The sequence below is a fragment of the Lysinibacillus parviboronicapiens genome (genome assembly GCF_003049605.2).
In the GTDB taxonomy this organism is placed as follows: domain Bacteria; phylum Bacillota; class Bacilli; order Bacillales_A; family Planococcaceae; genus Lysinibacillus; species Lysinibacillus parviboronicapiens.
This window is the reverse complement of record NZ_CP073713.1, coordinates 3,430,585-3,450,757: the sequence shown is the minus strand read 5'-3', so window position 1 is coordinate 3,450,757 and position 20,173 is coordinate 3,430,585. Positions and strand designations below refer to the sequence as shown.

14 protein-coding genes and 1 other annotated feature are annotated in these 20,173 nt (G+C 37.9%); of the genes, 13 read left to right on the top strand and 1 reads right to left on the bottom strand.

Annotated features, from left to right (window positions below; genetic code table 11):
* The first annotated feature begins 116 nt into the window (after positions 1–116).
* The 10 genes from C9J31_RS16670 to C9J31_RS16625 all read left to right on the top strand — a co-directional run bounded on the left by C9J31_RS16670 (position 117) and on the right by C9J31_RS16625 (position 13,174).
* Positions 117–1,568, top strand: a complete 1,452-nt coding sequence (locus C9J31_RS16670) for an S-layer homology domain-containing protein (protein ID WP_107923514.1) — start codon at positions 117–119, stop codon at positions 1,566–1,568.
* 17 nt (positions 1,569–1,585) lie between these two features.
* A complete protein-coding gene (locus tag C9J31_RS16665) occupies positions 1,586–4,492 on the top strand; it encodes a vWA domain-containing protein (protein WP_107950627.1) in 2,907 nt (968 codons plus the stop codon).
* Between the two features lie 626 nt (positions 4,493–5,118).
* Positions 5,119–6,477, top strand: coding sequence for a glutamyl-tRNA reductase (gene hemA / locus C9J31_RS16660; protein WP_107923516.1), 1,359 nt, complete (start codon positions 5,119–5,121; stop codon positions 6,475–6,477).
* A 267-nt stretch (positions 6,478–6,744) separates the two neighbouring features.
* A complete protein-coding gene (locus tag C9J31_RS16655; RefSeq protein ID WP_107950626.1) occupies positions 6,745–7,572 on the top strand; it encodes a cytochrome C assembly family protein in 828 nt (275 codons plus the stop codon).
* 18 nt (positions 7,573–7,590) lie between these two features.
* The gene (gene hemC / locus C9J31_RS16650; RefSeq protein WP_054768076.1) at positions 7,591–8,523 is read left to right on the top strand and encodes a hydroxymethylbilane synthase; all 933 of its coding nucleotides are present in this window, start codon (positions 7,591–7,593) and stop codon (positions 8,521–8,523) included.
* Positions 8,513–9,274 carry a uroporphyrinogen-III synthase gene (locus C9J31_RS16645; protein WP_107923517.1) on the top strand — a complete coding sequence of 254 codons (762 nt, stop codon included), beginning with the start codon at positions 8,513–8,515 and terminating at the stop codon, positions 9,272–9,274. The genes hemC and C9J31_RS16645 overlap by 11 nt, the downstream gene beginning before the upstream one ends.
* A complete protein-coding gene (gene hemB, locus C9J31_RS16640) occupies positions 9,271–10,254 on the top strand; it encodes a porphobilinogen synthase (RefSeq protein ID WP_107950625.1) in 984 nt (327 codons plus the stop codon). The genes C9J31_RS16645 and hemB overlap by 4 nt, the downstream gene beginning before the upstream one ends.
* On the top strand, positions 10,251–11,543 hold the full coding sequence (hemL, locus tag C9J31_RS16635; protein WP_107923519.1) for a glutamate-1-semialdehyde 2,1-aminomutase: 1,293 nt from the start codon (positions 10,251–10,253) through the stop codon (positions 11,541–11,543). The genes hemB and hemL overlap by 4 nt, the downstream gene beginning before the upstream one ends.
* 125 nt (positions 11,544–11,668) lie before the next feature.
* Positions 11,669–12,115 (top strand): SRPBCC family protein, encoded by a 447-nt coding sequence (locus tag C9J31_RS16630; RefSeq protein ID WP_107923520.1) that lies wholly within the window; start codon positions 11,669–11,671, stop codon positions 12,113–12,115.
* 459 nt (positions 12,116–12,574) lie between these two features.
* A complete protein-coding gene (locus tag C9J31_RS16625) occupies positions 12,575–13,174 on the top strand; it encodes a valyl-tRNA synthetase (protein ID WP_193767119.1) in 600 nt (199 codons plus the stop codon).
* Here C9J31_RS16625 and C9J31_RS16620 read toward each other — a convergent pair.
* Positions 13,157–13,351 (bottom strand): hypothetical protein, encoded by a 195-nt coding sequence (locus tag C9J31_RS16620; RefSeq protein ID WP_054768077.1) that lies wholly within the window; start codon positions 13,349–13,351, stop codon positions 13,157–13,159. The genes C9J31_RS16625 and C9J31_RS16620 overlap by 18 nt on opposite strands.
* Positions 13,352–13,455: 104 nt before the next feature.
* Positions 13,456–13,779, top strand: a binding site (T-box leader).
* A 186-nt stretch (positions 13,780–13,965) separates the two neighbouring features.
* On the opposite strand from C9J31_RS16620, the gene C9J31_RS16615 reads away from it, so the two are divergent.
* From C9J31_RS16615 to C9J31_RS16605, 3 genes are all read left to right on the top strand, one after another.
* Entirely contained in the window at positions 13,966–16,611 is a 2,646-nt protein-coding gene (locus C9J31_RS16615) for a valine--tRNA ligase (protein ID WP_107950624.1), read from the top strand.
* Between the two features lie 659 nt (positions 16,612–17,270).
* A complete protein-coding gene (locus tag C9J31_RS16610; RefSeq protein ID WP_193767126.1) occupies positions 17,271–18,551 on the top strand; it encodes a bifunctional folylpolyglutamate synthase/dihydrofolate synthase in 1,281 nt (426 codons plus the stop codon).
* Positions 18,548–19,804 carry a bifunctional folylpolyglutamate synthase/dihydrofolate synthase gene (locus tag C9J31_RS16605; RefSeq protein ID WP_107950623.1) on the top strand — a complete coding sequence of 419 codons (1,257 nt, stop codon included), beginning with the start codon at positions 18,548–18,550 and terminating at the stop codon, positions 19,802–19,804. The genes C9J31_RS16610 and C9J31_RS16605 overlap by 4 nt, the downstream gene beginning before the upstream one ends.
* The last annotated feature ends 369 nt before the right edge of the window (positions 19,805–20,173 follow it).

Genomic DNA, 20,173 nt, shown 5'->3' with positions numbered 1-20,173 from the left:
GTAGTGGATTGCAACTTACCCCGCAGCATGTGAGCAGGTTCTTGTCTTTTATGTATGTACTAGACTTATAAGAAAAGCCACATCTAGGCATTTTAGAAAAGAGGGACAAAAAACGAATGCGAAATCATATATCGAAGATAGTGTTAGCATTTCTTGTAGTATTCGTTATTGTGGCGAATATCTCAGTAGATGTTTCTGCTGCTTCAGCAGAAACGACAGGTGCTGTAAAAAATGAATATACATATGAAGAAGCTGTGTTCATTACAGGAACACCTATCGTATTTAAAGGTACTAGTAAAGACATCAAAATTACCCAAAAAGAAACAAAAGGAAAATTAACAGAAACGTATAGCTTAAAATTAACAGCAAGCACGGGTGCTACACTGACTCGAAATATTGCTTACGAATCAGATGTTGTAGATTATGCAACGATTGGCCAAAAGACATCGAATGGCATTGTAAAAAAATACTCTGAGAAAATAGTTGTAGGTAATATAACTTATACATTGGTAGACTTCCAATTCTCCCAAGGAACAGTGACAGATAATCGTGCAGCCTCTGATTATTTTTCAGGGAATGTAATTTCAAGAAAAACTTACGCATATCAAACCGGAAGTGGAAGAAATGCCAAAAAAAATACGGTAACAGTGGATACTGATAGTCGTCACGTCGGCTATGAAAACTTCTGGGGTGCAACAGAAACACAAATTACAGAATCTATTTATTCTTATAGCAATGGTACGACAAGTCATGTTAAAAATCGTTTATCTACAAGCAAATCTCGTGTCATAAATTATGAGGAAAATCCAGCTAGTCTAGCAAGTTTTGACGGAGGTTATGCAGTTGTAAGTGAAAAGGATGTTATATCCGAATACACATATGACTTAGCATCTGGTGCAAAAGGGACAGTTGACCTGGATACAGAATTTATGCCAACAATTGAACGTTTAATCATTCCTAAATTTCGTGATTTAACGAATCATTATGCGAAAGACGCAATCGATAAATTATATTCTTTAGGTATTTATACAGATGCAAGTAATTTCTTCTCACCAAATACACCAATGAAACGTATTGACTTTACGGTTGCAATTGGTAAGGCTGTTGATTTACGTGTAATGGAAGAAAAGAAATCCAAGAAAACGACAACAACAAGTGTTTTTAAAGATGTGAAACGAACAGTAAAAGATTACCCATACATTGAATCAGCCGTAAATAAAGGCATTATTAAAGGTGTAACATCAGATTATTTCAAGCCAGACAACGCATTAACACGTGCACAGGCTGCCGCAATATTCGTACGTGCATTAGGGCTGGAAAACAAAGCTCCAGACCCAGGTTATATTACGAAATTTGTTGATGATGCGCAAATTCCAGACTATTCACGTGACGGAATATATATCGTCAATGAATTAGGTTTAATGACAGGTGATCCTGTAACAGGTAAGTTTAATCCAAATCAACCGTTAACACGTGCGCAAGCATCTGTTATGCTTGATCGTTTCTTGAATTATTTAGAAAATGACTTAAAACAAAACTATCGAGACGATGTATTGTTCTTTAACTAAAGAAAGGGCTGAAATGAATGACATATGCTAAAAAAGCATTGCTATTGCTTGCTTGTTTCGTACTCGTCTTAATGACAGTGACGCCAACTACCCTAGCTGCTACAACAATTCAGGATGTTCCGACGAATAATAGTAAGTACAAAGCAATTTCTTGGGCAGTCGATAATGAATTACTATCATTGAATGCTGCAAATAACTTTTTACCGAATGAACAAGTAGCAGAACGAGATCTTGTGACAATGTTTGCAAAGCTCGATAAAAACTATGCATTAACATATAACGAAAGTGTTGCTTATAATTTTTATAGTGAATTTTATTTACCGCTTGAAGGTACTTATGTCGCGACAAATCGTTCAAAAACGATTACCCGTGGACATTTTGCTCGCATATATGCGGCGTTTAAAGGTTTAGATTTAGACGAGCCTCAAGCAGTCCAATATTTGTATACGAATGATATTTCTACAGGTAACACGGGTAAAAAAACATTTGCTGATTTTAATCCGTCTACGAAACTTACACGTAGTGATGTAGCAGAATTTTTATATCGCAGTGTACAAAACGGTTCATTTGCGGTACAAGGGTTAAAGCGTACAGCAACAGGCCGTGATAATGACAAAATTACTTTGCCTGCAGGTTTTATGGGTTCAAATAGTTCAGAATTTGAGGAACCAAAGGATAATAACAATGATTTTACGGGGCCAGAATATGTAAATAATGCATTACAAAGTATTGATGTTGACAATCCGGATTTAATTGCCAATGATCTAGATACAACACTTATTACGGTATCGTTAAAGGCATGTAATGGAGATCCAATTGCGGACGATAAATCCTATACATTCCGAGTGACATCATCGTATGGTGCGAAGATTGTTGACACGTCCGGTGATGCTGTACGAAACGTACAATCAGATGGCTCTACGGTATCAGCGATTGTAGTAGCTCCTAAACTAACTAAATCTGTGCGTGATACAATTTCTTTTGAACTGATTAACAATACTGATCCGAGTATGAAATGTCTTGTAGGAGAAAAATTAAATGCACAAGTTCGTTATGCACCTCAACCTGAGATGCGTATCGATTTTGAAGTATATGATCCAGCTAACTTAGATGATGGTGATGGAAATGTAACACCACCATATGTACCATACGAAAAATTACCTGAATTCTTTACAGAAAACATTGTTAATGTCCATTGGATTGACCCAGAAGATAAATTATTTAGTATCGGACAGCAAACAAATGTGACAACGCCGTTAGGAAATGTGCAGAATATGTATTTACAATACGGTGGTAGTGATACAAAATATCCTGCATTGGGCTATGAAAATGCAATTTTGCAATTTGAAAACTATAATATTTCGGTTTGGCTCTTTGAAACAATCATTCAGAAGAGACTGGACAATTCTGTAAATAAAGATAATACAATCGAGATTATGTATATGATTTCAGAAGATGGTCGTCCAATTTATCGAATTCAGGGAATTGATGATGATATAGCATCGCAAGTAGAAAACATCAATCCTGTTGGCTCTATCATACAGCTGATGAGCTATATGCCAGAGGAAAAACAACTAACTCTCGAACACTATGATAGTGTGATGAAAATTTATGCGATTTTAACAAGTTTAAGTAACTATGACCGTACAGTATTATTGAAATATCAAGGTGGTAAATTACTTGGACAAGTAGAGGCCTATAAAAAGCGCGTGGATGCATTAAAGGAAAGTGAAGAAGAAGCGTCGAGACCATCTGGTAAAGACCGTTATACGAAAGTTATGGTAACACTTGTAAGTCCAGGTGGCGAAATTATTACGGACTATCAGGGAACAGTTAAAATCAAATTTGATGGTGTTGAAAAAACAGCGTCCTTTATCACAAATACGTCAAATTCTGTAGATAATACTGGTAGTCCGGGAACTGCTGTAGCGTATTTTGACTCCATTATTTATGGGAAATCCAAAATAGAAGCTAAGCTAGTCAATAAAGTAGATCCACGTTATGCAACAATTTTAAAGAACTTAATAGATAAAACGATTACAAAAGAAATTTTCACAAATCCTTACTTTAGTAAAAATGCATGCTCGTTAGCAACTGAAGTTGCCTATGTAGTCGATTATTCGTCTTCTATGAAACGTATAGATAAAACAAATTATCGTGGTAAGAAAACAATTGAATTAATCGATCAAATTAAGGCGAAAAATAATATCGTCATTGAAACAAACACGAGTGCGAATGTATTAGGAGAAGGTACTATTGAAAATGTCTTAAAGAAAGACCTTTATCGCACTTCGAAAGACAAAGGGGCAACGGATATTTTTGCTGGTATTGAGATAGCACTTTCAAAGTTCTCGAATGATACAAAAACTTCCAAGTCTATTGTTGTTGTTTCAGACGGTAAAACAAGTAAAGCAAAAATGACTAAAGTACTGAATGATGCGAAAAAGAAAGGCGTTAAAATTTACACAGTTAGTATGGGTAAGAAAAATCAAATCAATGAGGCAATACTAACACAATTAGCGTCAGAAACAGGTGGTGCATATTATCATGCAATTGATAATCTACAATTACACCAAGTGTATCAAAAACTAATTGATGCAATTTTATGTAAAACAACACCTTCAAGTTGCATTAATCCTGAAGATTTATTTGAAGAGTCAACAGTATCTCTGCGCAAAGGGTATATTACGATGAATGCAAGAATTGATGGCAATTGTCCTGGTGTAGCAAGTGTCAGTGTACGTTACTCTTCTGTTAGTGGAGACGTTAAATTTGAGCTGACGAAGCGTAGCGATAGCGTTTATATGTTAACGAAGACAGTACAGACAATGCAGGACTTCAAAGTAAATGGCGAAATAGAGTTTTTAGCCTATGATAACGAAGGTAATTTGCTAGCTCTGAAAACTGTTACAATTAGCAATTAAGAGGTAAACTGCTCCTAGATGATAGAAGCAATCAACTTGACGACAAAAGGCATTCAGAATGATCATCATATTCTGAGTGCCTTTTTCCATGTCGTTTAAAATGGCACGAAGTCAGCCATGCTTAAAGTGAGTAGAGTGCTAATTTCATCCATTATGCCATCATTGGACTTCGCCATGTTCAGTTAGCAAGTTTTTTTAAATAAATCGCAGCAAAAGTAAACATTACTTGCATGAACAATTCGTCGTTACAGGGCAAATTTCCCTGCGAAGCATAGCATAAGCAAAAGGCTACGCAGGAGCATAGCGACAAGGAGGCTGAAGCCTTTGCGAAAAGTGTCCGTGTAACGGAAATCAACGGGTTCATATAAATACTTCTATTTGAAAAGAAATATGACTGTAAACTAACACGAATTTTGGAGTCTGTCTTCAGTCTGACTGCTCTTAGATTCTAGCAGCAGATTTTTAATTTGAAACAATACGTATAATTTGTTACACTTAGTTTATAATAATTCTAATGTAGAAAGTTGAATTATAGTTCTTCATGACATGTTCACAAATTTTAGATGAACTCTTGTCGAACTGTGCTATAATGAGATTTGTGAATTAGAACGTGTGAGGTGTTATTCATGCATACCATCGTAGTAGGCCTGAATTATAAATCAGCGCCAGTTGAGATTCGTGAGAAGTTATCTTTCATAGAAAGTGAACTACCACAAGCAATGGAAGCGCTACAAAAACAAAAAAGTATATTAGAAAACGTCATTGTTTCGACATGTAACCGCACAGAAATTTATGCAGTGGTAGACCAATTGCATACAGGGCGTCATTTTGTGAAACAATTTTTAGCTAAATGGTTCGACTTGCCTGTGGAGACATTTTCTTCGTATTTAACAATTCGTGAAGAAGATGAGGCATTAGAACATTTATTTAAGGTAACAGCTGGAATTGATTCAATGGTTCTTGGTGAAACGCAAATTTTAGGACAAGTAAAGAAAAGCTTCTTGAATGGACAAGAGATTGGGACGACAGGTACGGTTTACAATCAGTTATTTAAACAAGCAGTCACATTTGCGAAGCGTGCACATAACGAAACAGCCATTGGTGAAAATGCGGTGTCAGTTTCTTATGCAGCTGTAGAATTAGCCAAGAAAATCTTCGGTTCTTTACAGCGCAAACATGTGGCAATTTTAGGTGCAGGTAAAATGGGTGAACTTGCTATTGAGAACTTATATGGTAGTGGTGTAGGAAAAGTGACAGTCATTAACCGTACATTTGAAAAAGCAGAAAGTTTAGCTGCAAAGTTCCATGGTGAAGCAAAATCAATGAAGGAATTACAGTGTTCATTATTGGAGGCAGATATTCTAATAACGTCTACTGGTGCAACAGATTTTGTCATTGACTATGAATTAATGCAATTTGTTGAACGTTTACGTAAAGGTAAACCATTATTTATGGTAGACATTGCGGTTCCTCGCGATATCGATCCACGTGTTGGAGAGCTACCAAATGTTTTCTTATATGATATAGATGATTTACAAGGCATTGTAGAGGCAAACCTAGCAGAGCGTGAACGTGCTGCAGTTGAAATTACACAAATGATTAATCATGAAGTTGTGCAATTTAAAGATTGGTTTGCAACACTTGGTGTCGTGCCAGTCATCTCTGCATTACGTAAAAAAGCAAATCATATTCAAGCAGAAACAATGAGCAGTATTGAAAATAAAATGCCAGATTTAACGGATCGCGAACGTAAAATTTTAAGTAAGCATACAAAATCCATTATAAATCAATTGTTAAAAGAGCCTATTTTACAGGCTAAAGAAATGGCAAATTCACCGAAAGCGAATGAACAATTGCGTTTATTCCAACAAATTTTTGGTATTGAGGATGCTGTAGAGGCAGAAGTTGAAGCAATGAGTAAGCAAGAAATCGAGCGTAAAGAACGATTACAGCAAACTTCTGCTGAGACAAACTATTCTTTCTAATTTCAAAAAACAGCTTGAGTATCGAAATTGAAGCGGTAGCAACAAATTTTTTACGCGAAAGCGAAGCGACAATAGTAAATCTTTTTCCGTGCCGAAAGCGTCAGCGGCAGGTGCAAACGGGCGCGAAAGCGCCTTTTTTTATTGGCATTACATGAGGCGTTTTCGTATCTGTATGGTAAACTAAGGATACGAAAACGTCTTTGTTTTCTAGGCTGAAGTACTATTGAAGTCACTTTAGTAATTTTTGATATAAAGAAGGGATGTCTATTGGCTGATTTGACAATGACAAGGCTCTACGAAGTGATGATCGTCTTGTATGCGATCAGTCTTGTATTTTACTTTACTGATTACTTTTATAAACAAGTACGAGCAAGGCGGATTGCGTTTTGGCTAGTTTCATTTGTATGGGTAATTCAAAGTGCCATTATTTTATTAACGTTTGTGGAAACGAAGAGATTTCCAATATTATCCTTATATGAAGGGATTCTGTTCTACTCATGGCTATTAGTGACGTTGTCAATTATTCTTCATTGTATAGCGAGGGTAGATTTGCCGGTATTTATCATTAATATACTAGGATTTGTGTTCGCTAGTATTTTTACATTTATGCCGAAACGGCCGACTGGAGCAGTAGGCGAAACTTTAATTTCAGAAATGCTCTTTATTCATATTTCCTTTGCGATATTATCGTACGCTGCTTTTACGCTGACATTTGTTTTTGCGATATTGTATTTAGTTTTATATCGTTTACTGAAACAAAAAAAATGGTCACATTTATGGACGCGTTTACCATCATTGCAACAAACGAGCAATTGGATGAATGTTTCATTTTATGTGGGCATTCCAATGTTATTTATAAGTTTAATTTTAGGGTTTGAATGGGCACTATTAACTTTAGAGAGTTTATCTATTTTTGATGCGAAGATAATAGGGTCCTTTATCATATTAGTTTTGTATTGCTGTATTTTATATGTGAATCGTAAAGGTAAGCTGACAGGTACAAATTATGCGTGGGTGCATATTTACGCGTATTTATTAGTTGTCGCCAATTTCTTTTTAGGAAGTAGTTTATCTCGATTCCATTTATGGTATTAGAAGAAAGGTTGGAGACTGGTGAGAAAAATTATTGTAGGTTCTAGGAGAAGTAAGCTCGCATTAACACAAACGAATTGGTTCATTAATGAATTAAAGGCAGCAGGTGTGCCATTTGAATTTGAGGTAAAGGAAATTGTCACAAAAGGCGATCAAATTTTAGATGTTCAACTTTCTAAAGTTGGTGGCAAAGGGCTCTTCGTAAAAGAGATAGAACAAGCACTTTATGACAAAGAAATTGACTTTGCGGTGCATTCAATGAAGGATATGCCTGCAGTATTGCCAGAGGGCCTAGTGATTGGCTGTATCCCACCACGTGAAGATGCGCGTGATGCTTTTATTTCAAAAGGACATATAAAATTTGCCGATCTGCCAGCAGGGTCTGTTGTTGGGACTAGTTCGCTTCGTCGCAGTGCTCAGCTCTTAACAGTGCGCCCAGATATAGAAATAAAATGGATTCGCGGCAATGTGGATACACGTTTAGCGAAACTAGAAACAGAAGAATATGATGCCATTATATTAGCAGCAGCAGGATTAAAACGCCTTGGTTGGAGCGATGATGTTGTCACTGAATTCTTATCTGTAGAAGATTGTTTACCAGCGGTAGCGCAGGGATCGTTAGGCATTGAATGCCGCGAAGATGATGCTGAGCTATTAACGGAACTAGCTAAATTAACAGATAATGCAACATGGCAAGAAGCACATGCAGAACGTGCCTTTTTGGCGGCTATGGATGGTGGCTGTCAAGTACCTATCGCAGGGTATGCAAAAACAAATGGGGAAGAAATTACACTTACAGGTTTAGTTGCTGCACCTGATGCTTCGGTGATTTATAAAGAAACTGTAGTAGGTTCAAAACCAGAAATAATTGGAAAAGAACTTGCTGATATTTTAACGAAGCAAGGGGCCTTTGATTTAATTCAACGTGTGAAGGCAGAGCAAGATGCAAAATAGTTTACCTTTAAAAGGTAAAAAAATAATTTTGACAGGTACATCTAAAACTTCCGCAATTATTGATGACATAACAACTTTAGGTGGCCAAGTAGTTATTACCCCATTGATTGAAACCTGCGAACTCATAGATAGAAATGATGATGTGCATTTAGAATTTGCACGTCAATTTAAGTGGCTAATTTTTACGAGTCAAAATGCAGTAGATGCCTTCGCTAGTAAAATGAACCGATTTAATTTAAACGCAAGGCATTTTCAAGGGAAAATTGCATCTATCGGTACGAAAACAACTGAAGCGTTAGAACAACTAGGCTTTCATGTCAGCTTTATGCCTTCCGTGTTTAGTGCAGATGTATTTGTCAAAGAATTTCCAAGTGTAGCGGGAGAAAATCCAACGTGTTTATTTATTCGTGGTGAAAAAGCGAAAAAGACATTAAAGGAAGGCTTACCGTTTGAACTAAAAGAATGGACGGTCTATGAAACGATTGAACGTCACGACCAAAAACAAGTAATTATCAACTGTATTCGTGCACACGAGGATGTAACAGTGATTTTTGCTAGCCCGTCTGCTGTTGATGTGTATGCCATGGATGTAGCATCAGTAATAGGCTGGGAAGCAACTCGTGTAGCAGCAATCGGTCATATTACAGAGGCAGCGATTTTAAATCATGGTGCTACTGTGGATATAATGCCCAGTGTATATACAATGCAAGCAGTCATCGAGGAAATAATGAAAGTAGAGGAAAGAACATGACACAATTACAATTTCAAAGACATCGTCGTTTGCGCTCAAGTGCAGCGATGCGAGCTATGGTAAAAGAAACTTACTTACACAAAGAAGACTTAATTTATCCGATTTTCGTCATTGAAGGCGAAAATATTAAAAAAGAAGTTCATTCTATGCCAGGTGTTTTCCAATTTTCTTTAGATAACCTTGGTGCTGAAATTGATGAAGTTGTGGCTTTAGGGATTCCAGCAGTTATTTTATTTGGCTTACCAGCAGAAAAGGATGCAGTGGGAACAGGCGCATTCCATGATCATGGTATCGTGCAAGAAGCTACCCGTCTTATTAAAGCACAACATCCAGAACTTTTGGTAATTGCGGATACATGCCTTTGTGAATTTACCGATCATGGCCACTGTGGCTTAATTGAAGGCGACCAAATTTTAAATGATTCTTCACTAGACTATTTAGCACGCACAGCAGTATCTCAAGCTAAAGCGGGAGCAGATATTATTGCACCATCCAATATGATGGATGGTTTCGTCACAGCAATTCGTGCCGGATTAGACGAAGCGGGTTTTGAAAATGTGCCGATTATGTCTTATGCAGTAAAATATGCTTCAAGCTATTATGGTCCATTCCGTGATGCAGCTGACGGAGCACCCCAATTTGGAGATCGTAAATCATACCAAATGGATCCATCGAACCGTATGGAGGCATTCCGTGAAGCGGAATCAGACATTGTAGAAGGTGCGGATTTCTTAATTGTTAAGCCAGCTCTTAGCTATTTAGACATTATTCGTGATGTAAAAAACAACTTCACATTACCGATTGTTGCTTATAACGTTTCAGGCGAATATGCAATGATTAAGGCCGCAGCTATTAATGGCTGGATTGAAGAAAAAAAAGTAGTGCTTGAAACATTACTAGGCATGAAGCGTGCAGGTTCTGATCTAATCATTACGTACCATGCAAAAGATGTAGCACGTTGGCTGGAGGAGAAAAAATGACGCGTTCTTATGAAAAATCAAAACAAGCATATGCAGAAGCTCTAAATTTAATGCCAGGTGGCGTAAATAGCCCAGTACGAGCATTCAAATCAGTAAACATGGATCCAATTTTCATGGAGTCTGGTCACGGTGCGATTATTAAAGATATTGATGGCAATGAATACATCGATTATGTATTATCATGGGGCCCGCTAATTCTAGGGCATACCCACCCTGAAGTTGTAAAAGCGATTGCTGAAACAGCAGCGAAAGGCTCTTCTTTTGGCGCGCCGAGCTATACAGAAAATAGACTAGCGAAATTAGTATTGGATCGTTTACCTGGTATGGAAATGATTCGTTTTGTGTCATCAGGAACAGAGTCAACGATGTCTGCCCTACGTGTAGCACGTGGTGTTACTGGGCGCGATAAAATATTAAAATTTGAAGGCTCATACCATGGCCATGGCGACTCATTACTTATTAAAGCAGGTTCTGGTGTGGCGACATTAGGTTTACCTGATAGCCCTGGTGTACCAGCAGACATTGCGCGTAATACATTAACAGTGGCGTACAATGATCTAGACGGTGCACAACAAATTTTTGAAAAATTTGGTGCTGAACTTGCCGCAGTAATTGTAGAGCCAGTAGCAGGTAATATGGGTGTTGTGCCACCACTACCAGGCTTCCTGCAAGGTTTGCGTGAGCTAACAACTGAGCATGGTGCACTTTTAATTTTTGATGAGGTTATGACTGGATTCCGTGTTGATTATGGCTGTGCACAAGGTTATTTTGATGTTATACCAGATATGACGACTCTGGGTAAAGTAATTGGCGGAGGACTTCCTGTTGGAGCATTCGCTGGTAAAAAAGAGATTATGGAGCAAGTGGCCCCAGCAGGCCCTATTTACCAAGCTGGGACATTGTCAGGTAATCCATTAGCAATGACGGCTGGTTATGAAACGCTATCTCGCCTTGATGCAAGCTCATATGAGCACTTTAAAAAATTAGGTGATCAACTAGAGACAGGTTTCCGAGCTGCGGCGACGAAATACAATATTCCACATACAGTAAATCGTGCAGGTTCAATGATTGGCTTCTTCTTTACAAATGAAGAAGTAATTGACTTTGCCTCAGCAAAAACAGCTGATTTACAATTATTCGCAGAATATTTCCGATTAATGGCCGATGAAGGTATTTTCTTACCTCCTTCGCAATTTGAAGGCTTATTTATCTCTACGGCGCATACAGAAGAGCATATTACAAAAACGGTTGACGCCTTCCATAAAGTCTTTGCGCAACTAGCAAAATAATATATACTAAGAGCCGTCCATATTGGATGGCTTTTTTTTGTCAAAATTATAACTTTCAGCATAGCCAAATCGTGGGCGAAATCATTTATAATAAAGCTATTCAGAAAAGAAAGTAGTGGTTTTATATGGCAACAGGCACACATACGGTAGAAGTACCCGTAGAGATTGAAAATGTATGGGATTTCGTAAGCAATATGGAGAAATGGGCAAAGCTTGTCCCAGGTTATAGTGCACATACGATGATAGATGATAAAAATTCTACATGGACATTTAAAGGGAATGTAGGCGTACTTAAAAAAACAGTAGAAGTAGAGATTACTATTTTAGAATGGACAGCACCCTCTAAAGTAACGTTTAAGTTAAAAGGTTTATCTGATAACTTCTCAGGAAATGGCTATTTCCTTGCTGAAAGCATTGACGCAGGAAATACAAGAATGACAGGCTTTTTAGAAGTAACAGCAGGCGGATTAGCAGGGCCTGTTTTAAATCCAATCTTTAAACCGATTGTACCGAAAGCAACTCAAATGCTAACGGATCGAGTGGCAAATAAAATAAAAATGGTTAACGTCTAAAAAAACGCTGGTCGTTGGAGATTTTGAACGCCTTGGATGTGCTTATAGTTTAATGCCACAGGCATCGAAATCTAGTTTTCCCTTCCCTTTATATTGAATTAGATGTTATAGTTACATTTTACTGTGAACAGAATATAAATGTAGCTGTTCCAAAAGTGAAAATAGTATGCTAGGAGTTCTTCTTAGTATGCTATTTTTTTATATTAATATTAATATCCGCATAGGCTTCTCTGTTGCAAATGTCTGCCTGCAGAAAGCCTAGCGGATTTTTCACAATAGAAAGATGTCATGGTTTGCATGACTTTTTAGAACTTTCCTTATTAATGCCATGATAATAGCAATATCGGAAGGAAAAAGTAGCGTGAAACAACAATATCTAGCTCGTTATAAAGCATACAACCTGCTCGACAGTCATATGATGCAAAGGGAGGGATTATTATCGAACAGAAAACTTGGAGTATGCGTGAGACATTTTGTTTTCCGGGGTATGGTTGCCCAACAGAAATTGCAGCTGTACAGATTAAGCCACAGTGGCAAGCTACGCAGCTAGATGATTCAGTACGTTTAGTCGGTATTTATCATATTACTTCACATGTTCGCTTCGATTTTCAAGACTTGCAAAATTTTAAGGATGTTGAAGATTTAGTTAAAATTGATGCACTTGATATTCAAGGAGATACAGGATATTTTGAGTATGCTGTACCTTTGCATGTTGATTTACCGAAAGATGCCGCTATTGAAGATTTGATGGTGAAAGACGTACGACCAACACTTGCCAATCAAATGTGTCAGTTGGAATGGACAGTTACAAGTATCTTTAGTGAACCAGAGCCTGTAGTAGAAAAAGCTTTAGTATTAGAAGAACCAGTTGCTCCTGTAGAGGTGGCTGTTCATGTAGAGAAGGCTGCTCCTATTGAGCAAAAAATCGTGCTAAGAGAATCTTCTAGTCACACTGCTGTGCGTGAGTCCAGCTCCTGGGATGAAGTGCCGACAATGATTTGGGATTTAACTGAGAATTATACGCCGTTAAAAGTTCGCGCTTCAAATGATATCATTTAAAAGTAAATAGCAAAGAAGAAGCAGTAGTAATAAGAAGATTAAATCGCCAGAAGTTGGTACGATGATGACACGCACAAACTGAAATGCACAAATTGGTATAATAATCGTTCGACAATAGAAACGAATTTGTCGTAGCCAAGGTGGTAAAAACCAGGGATTGTATTTACGTCGTCGCATATGAATATTCACTTCCTTTTCTATTTACTTCTTACAGCTAGCCAAAAATAACTAAATTACTTGAAAAAGTGCACGATTTTGCGTTACAATGTGGAAAGTTGAATATAGATGCTATGACAGGGAAGAGTAAATTATTCGCACATTTTTAGAGAGGAAACGGTAGCTGAAAAGTTTCTATTTATGCATAATTGAACGTAGCCCTCGAGCAGTTTTAGTGAACTAACAGTAGTTAAAGCCGGTTAAACACCGTTATCGAATTAAGAGCCAGTAGAAGTAAGCATAAGCAAATCAAGTATAAATCATATTGTGTGTTGACTAGGGCTAGCAATAAGCGCTGTCAGACATAAAATGAGAATATACGTGAGCGCTTGACTTAGCCCTGCTGGAATTAAAGGTGGTACCGCGAACTAAACTCCTTCGTCCTTTTGTAGACGCTAGGAGTTTTTTTATTGTCCAAAAATCATGTTTAAACATTTTGTGGCAATAAAGCTTCTAGTAGATATCAGATTTTCAAAGGAGTTCATTGTGTAAACACAATGGAAAATCTGGACAGCAAATTCGTTTTAGCTAATTTGATGTATATCAAAAATTTTTAGTCAACAGGAGGAGTCAAAATGACAGAAAACATTTCAATGCCAACGAAATACGATCCACAGTCAATTGAAGCGGGACGCTATGAATGGTGGTTACAAGGTAAATTTTTCGAAGCACAACCAGACAGTGGGAAAGAGCCATATTCAATCGTTATCCCACCACCGAACGTAACAGGGAAATTGCACCTTGGTCATGCATGGGATACAGCTTTACAAGATATTTTAACGCGTATGAAACGTATGCAAGGCTATGATGCGCTATGGTTGCCAGGTATGGACCATGCTGGGATTGCAACACAAGCAAAAGTGGAGGCCAAACTGCGAGAAGACGGTATTACACGTTATGATTTAGGACGTGAAAAATTCCTCGAAAAAACATGGGAATGGAAAGAAGAGTATGCAGGACATATCCGTCAACAATGGGCAAAGCTTGGCCTAGGATTAGACTATTCTCGTGAGCGTTTCACCCTCGACAAAGGCCTATCGGATGCTGTTAAAACTGTATTTGTTCAATTATATGATAAAGGGCTAATTTATCGTGGTGAACGTATTATTAACTGGGACCCTGCTGCAAAAACAGCGTTATCTGATATTGAAGTTATTTACAAAGATGTGCAAGGCGCATTCTATCACATGAAATATCCATTAGCAGATGGTTCAGGATATGTGGAGGTAGCGACAACACGCCCAGAAACAATGCTAGGTGACTCTGGGGTTGCCGTTCATCCGAAAGACGAACGCTACCAACATTTAATTGGGAAAACAATTATTTTGCCTATCGTTGGCCGTGAAATTCCAATCGTAGCAGATGACTACGTTGATATGGAATTTGGTACGGGTGTAGTAAAAATGACACCAGCCCATGATCCTAACGACTTTGAGGTTGGTAACCGTCATAACTTAGAGCGCATTCTTGTGATGAATGAAGATGGGACAATGAATGAGCTTGCTGGTAAATATAACGGGATGGATCGTTTTGAATGCCGTAAGCAAATCGTTGCTGACTTACAAGAGGCTGGTATTTTAATCAACATCGAAGAGCATATGCATTCAGTTGGTCACTCTGAACGTTCTGGCGCTGTTGTAGAGCCGTATCTTTCAGCACAATGGTTCGTTAAAATGCAACCACTAGCTGATGCTTCATTAGCACTACAACAAGACGAAGAAGGCAAAGTGAATTTCGTTCCAGCTCGTTTTGAAAACACCTATTCTCGCTGGATGGAAAATATCCGTGACTGGTGTATCTCTCGTCAATTATGGTGGGGCCATCAAATTCCAGCTTGGTATCACAATGAAACGGGTGAAATTTATGTTGGTAAAGAAGCACCAGCAGACGCAGGAAATTGGACACAAGATGAAGATGTCTTAGATACATGGTTCTCAGCTGCGCTATGGCCATTTTCTACAATGGGTTGGCCAGACGAGGCAAATGAAGAGTATAAGCGCTATTACCCAACAAGTACGCTTGTAACAGGCTATGACATTATTTTCTTCTGGGTATCTCGCATGATCTTCCAAGGTATCGAATTTACTGATCAACTTCCATTTAAAGACGTATTAATCCACGGTTTGGTACGTGATGGAGAAGGTCGAAAAATGAGTAAATCTTTAGGTAACGGTGTAGATCCAATGGACGTTATTGAAAAATACGGTGCCGATTCGTTACGTTACTTCTTAGCAACTGGTTCATCTCCAGGGCAAGATTTACGTTATACAACAGAGAAAGTAGAATCAGTTTGGAATTTTGCTAATAAAATTTGGAATGCTTCTCGTTTCGCGTTAATGAATATGGATGGCATGACATATGATGAAATCGACTTAACTGGCGAAAAATCAGTGGCCGATAAATGGATTTTAACTCGTTTAAACGAAACAATTGAACGTGTGACATCGCTTGCTGAGCGCTATGAATTCGGTGAAGTTGGCCGCGAGCTTTACAATTTTATCTGGGATGATTTCTGTTCTTGGTATATTGAAATGGCGAAATTACCAATGAATGGTGAAGATGAAGCAGCGAAGAAAACTACTCGTTCTATTTTAGCTTACGTATTAGATCAAACAATGCGTCTATTACATCCATTTATGCCATTTATCACGGAAGAAATCTGGCAGCACTTACCGCACGAAGGTGAGTCTATTACAGTGGCTGCATGGCCAACTGTACGTACGGATCTTCATTTTGCGGATGAAGCGGACAATATGAAGCTCCTTATGGATATTATACGTTCAGTGCGTAATATACGTGCGGAAGTTAATACACCAATGAGCAAAAAAGTGCCTTTATTCATTTCTGCAAAAGATGCAGCAACAGTTACTATTCTTGAAGCAAATAAAGCATACCTTGAAAAATTCTGTAACCCTGAACCTTTAACAATCGGTGAGGGCTTAGAGGCTCCTGATCAATCTATGACAGCGGTCGTTACTGGAGCAGAGCTATTCCTGCCACTTGTAGGCCTCATTAACCTAGAAGAAGAAATTGTTCGTCTTGAAAAAGAATTAGAAAAATGGGCAAAAGAAGTGAAACTTGTTAGTGGAAAGTTATCAAACGAGAAATTTGTTTCAAAAGCCCCAGAAGCTTTAGTCAATGCAGAACGTGAAAAATTAGCCGACTATGAAGATAAACATGCAGTGGTATTAAAACGTTTAGAAGAACTGAAAAATATGTAATCATATATAATGGATTGTTGAGGTAGTGGATGACGAAAAAAGTCATCCACTACTTTTTTATTATGAATCAAAAGATATGTATTGAGTTAGGACAAAATATATATTAATATTCAGAAAAATTAGTAAAATAGATAAAGGTAATCTGTGTGGCATGATGGGTCGTGAAGCCTATGGTCGTCGGCAGTGAGATAGTCATTCTTTCAAGCTAGAATCGCCTGGGTACCCACTTGAAGAGATGCTTATTAAAATCTATGGCTGTTCTGCTAAAAATAGAATGGTCTTTTATAATGTAAGGCAAATAAAAAAACGGAGGTTCATATGTCGGAAATATTGCAACAATTATAGTGAAAATAAACAAAGCCCGTGATGATTTAGATTTTGTGAGTGCAAGAGGAATGATAGAGGCAAATCTCATTAAATTATCTGAAGCAAAATACTACCGGCTATTGAATACAAGTGGTCGAGTACTTATTAAACATGTATTAGCAGATAGCAAAAATCACAATAAATCCCAAAGTACATTTGGTAAAAATACACAAAAACTCACTTTAACAGTGATTTTCTGTGTGTTTTTAAATTGTGTGAGAATTGTGTGTGTGCCTGGCACCATTTATACTAGAGTTATCGTAGTTAGAGGGAGTGTTTTTGTGTTTACATCGATGAAGGCTTGTACAGATTTTATTTTTACATTAAAAGCAGTTGACTATAAGCGTGAGCCGCTTGTTATGATGCGAGAAGTTTTGGCACGTTTAGATAATCCACAGAATAAGCTAAAAACGATTCATATTGCAGGTTCAAACGGGAAAGGTTCAACGGTCAATATGTTACGGGAAATGCTAGAGAAGGCAGGCTATAGGGTAGGCGCCTTTACATCTCCTCATTTAAAGTGTGTCAATGAACGTATGACGATAAATGGGGAACTAATTCCCGATGCACAATTTTTACGATATATGAACAACATTGCTTTCATTGTGGATACAGATTATGACGGAGACTATCCGAGCTTTTTTGAGGTCGTCACACTTATCATGTTCCAATATTTTGCGGAGGAAGCCGTTGATTTTGCACTTATTGAAACGGGTCTTGGTGGTCGCTTAGATGCAACGAATGTCATTACGCCACTTGTATCAATTATTACGACCATTTCACTGGAACATACAGCGTTTTTAGGAGATACCTTTGCTAAGGTAGCAGGTGAGAAGGCTGGAATTATCAAAGAAGGTGTGCCTGTAGTGGTAGGTGTAAAACAGAATGAGGCGCTTGCAGTTATTCAACAGACTGCACAAGAACGTCATGCACAATGTCACGTTATTGGCCATAACTTTATCGTAGCTGCTAATAAGCAAGAAGTTGGTATGCAGTATTTTAGTTATCGAAAAGCTGAGGTTGAGATAAACGACATGCAATTGAAAATGGCTGGACCCCATCAAATAGCCAACGCTAGTCTGGCAATAACTGCTGTACTCCTGTTACTGGAAAAGGGTCATATCGAAATATCACAGACATCAATACGTCATGCTTTGCAAAAAGCACAATGGGCAGGTCGCTTTGAACAATTTAACAACAATATTGTATTAGATGGTGCTCATAATTCAGAAGGAACAGCAGCACTTATTCAAGCACTTCAGGCAGTATATCCCAATCGTAATTATCGTTTTATTTATGCAGCGTTATCAGATAAAGATCATGCAAATAGTATAGCTTTAATGGATGCTGTTGCAACATCCATGGCATTTACACAAATAGACCTACCGAATGCAATGCCTGCTGATAGATTAGGCGCTTTGTCGCAACATCCCGATAAAGAATGGAATAACAACTGGCGACAAGTGGTCAGAGCGGCCATACGAAAAAAGAAAGTACAAGATATTGTAGTGATCACGGGTTCGCTTTATTTCATAGCAGAAGTTCGGCAATGGCTACAGGAGGAAGAACAATGATTCCGAAATTTGATATATATAAGGACAAGTGGGCAGTAACAAGCGATGATGTCATCAAGCCAGGTCTTACTGCAATTGCAGAAGCATTAGCCCTTATAGGTAGTCCCGAAAAAAAACTGCAAATTGTCCATTTAGCCGGGACAAACGGAAAAGGCTCAACACTTACATTCCTTGAAGCTATTTTAATGGAGCATGGTTTACGCGTTGGCAAATTTATGTCTCCTTGTATTTTAGATGTTCATGACCAAATTCAAGTAGCGAAGCAACCTATTTCAGCGGAAGAGATGGATCGAGTGTTTCAACAAGTGCAAGCAGCGGGGCTGAGTGGCAAGCTCACAGATTTTGAGCTTCTCACTGTTGCTGCATTTTTACATTTTGTTAATAGTAATGTAGATGTGGCCATAATCGAAGCCGGGATGGGCGGTTTACTGGATAGTACGAATGTAGTGACGCCAATTGTTTCTATTATTCCGAGCATTGCGTTAGAGCATACGAAATATTTAGGTAATACCATTGAAAGTATTGCCCATCATAAAGCAGGTATTATTAAACAGCATCAACCTGTTATTATTGGCGAGCTACCGCTTGAAGCGAGGGCAGTTATCTATAAAGAAGCACGCAACAAACAAGCGACTGTGCTTGAACTTGACGATCAATTTTATATTGAGCATACGAACAATGGTGAGTGTTATACAAATGAAGAAAATGGCTTACGCATAGCAAATCTGTTGCGAAAAATGAAAGGGCCGCATCAAGCAAATAATATGGCACTAGCCATTACCGCGTTTTTTGAAGTGGCAACAGCATTGCATGTGCCAGTAAGTATTGAAGGTATTCAACATGGGATTAATAAGGCAACTATACTTGGTCGCTTTGAAGAAATCCTGCCCTCTATTATATTAGATGGCGCACATAATCCAGCAAGTGCGGAAACATTAGTAGCTACAATTCGGCAGGAATTCCCTGAGGAGAGGATTACTTTCGTTATTGGCATCCTTGCAGATAAAGATGTACAAAATGTTTTTAACCAGTTAGAACAAGTGAGTGATTGCTTTTATTTTGTTGATTTCAACAATCCGCGTGCGATGTCAGCAAAAGATATGGTGGAACTCTCGGGTGCTTCTCAAAAAGAAGTGTTACGTGATTATGTTCAATTTTTGCAAACACAATCGGAAAATAAATGCAGGACCGTCGTGACAGGTTCATTGTACTTATTAACGGACGTGCGTAACAAATTGATTGGCAACAACTAATGATGGTTGTCCTGTAACGCCATAATAGAGTTTTTATGTGGAGACACGCTACGCACGACTATGCCGATATATTTATACCAACCGTTTAGGATTAGCCTTCCAATATTCTTGTGGAAGGCTTTTGTGATGCAAAAAAGAAGTGTTTACATAAATCTATTCAATTTAGAAAATCACAAACACCTATATCATGGAATTTTGTTTATAAGAGTACCACAGAGAATCTCGTCAGGAAAATGCAAAAATATACTACGGTGGCCTGTGATATTAAAGAAATTAATTTATATGTTAAAACCTCCAAAAATACTAGTAATGAAATGCAGTTAATTAGCATTTTCACATATTTTGAAACATATACTAATATGAAATCAT

Excerpts from the sequence above, each read along its gene's own strand:
- C9J31_RS16625 (WP_193767119.1), top strand. The coding sequence starts at position 12,575 with ATGCGTGAGACATTTTGTTTTCCGGGGTATGGTTGCCCAACAGAAATT.
- C9J31_RS16615 (WP_107950624.1), top strand. The coding sequence starts at position 13,966 with ATGACAGAAAACATTTCAATGCCAACGAAATACGATCCACAGTCAATT.
- C9J31_RS16670 (WP_107923514.1), top strand. The coding sequence starts at position 117 with ATGCGAAATCATATATCGAAGATAGTGTTAGCATTTCTTGTAGTATTC.
- C9J31_RS16605 (WP_107950623.1), top strand. The coding sequence starts at position 18,548 with ATGATTCCGAAATTTGATATATATAAGGACAAGTGGGCAGTAACAAGC.
- C9J31_RS16665 (WP_107950627.1), top strand. The coding sequence starts at position 1,586 with ATGACATATGCTAAAAAAGCATTGCTATTGCTTGCTTGTTTCGTACTC.
- C9J31_RS16620 (WP_054768077.1), bottom strand. The coding sequence starts at position 13,351 with ATGCGACGACGTAAATACAATCCCTGGTTTTTACCACCTTGGCTACGA.
- C9J31_RS16630 (WP_107923520.1), top strand. The coding sequence starts at position 11,669 with ATGGCAACAGGCACACATACGGTAGAAGTACCCGTAGAGATTGAAAAT.
- hemB (WP_107950625.1), top strand. The coding sequence starts at position 9,271 with ATGACACAATTACAATTTCAAAGACATCGTCGTTTGCGCTCAAGTGCA.
- C9J31_RS16645 (WP_107923517.1), top strand. The coding sequence starts at position 8,513 with ATGCAAAATAGTTTACCTTTAAAAGGTAAAAAAATAATTTTGACAGGT.
- C9J31_RS16610 (WP_193767126.1), top strand. The coding sequence starts at position 17,271 with ATGAAGGCTTGTACAGATTTTATTTTTACATTAAAAGCAGTTGACTAT.
- hemA (WP_107923516.1), top strand. The coding sequence starts at position 5,119 with ATGCATACCATCGTAGTAGGCCTGAATTATAAATCAGCGCCAGTTGAG.
- hemL (WP_107923519.1), top strand. The coding sequence starts at position 10,251 with ATGACGCGTTCTTATGAAAAATCAAAACAAGCATATGCAGAAGCTCTA.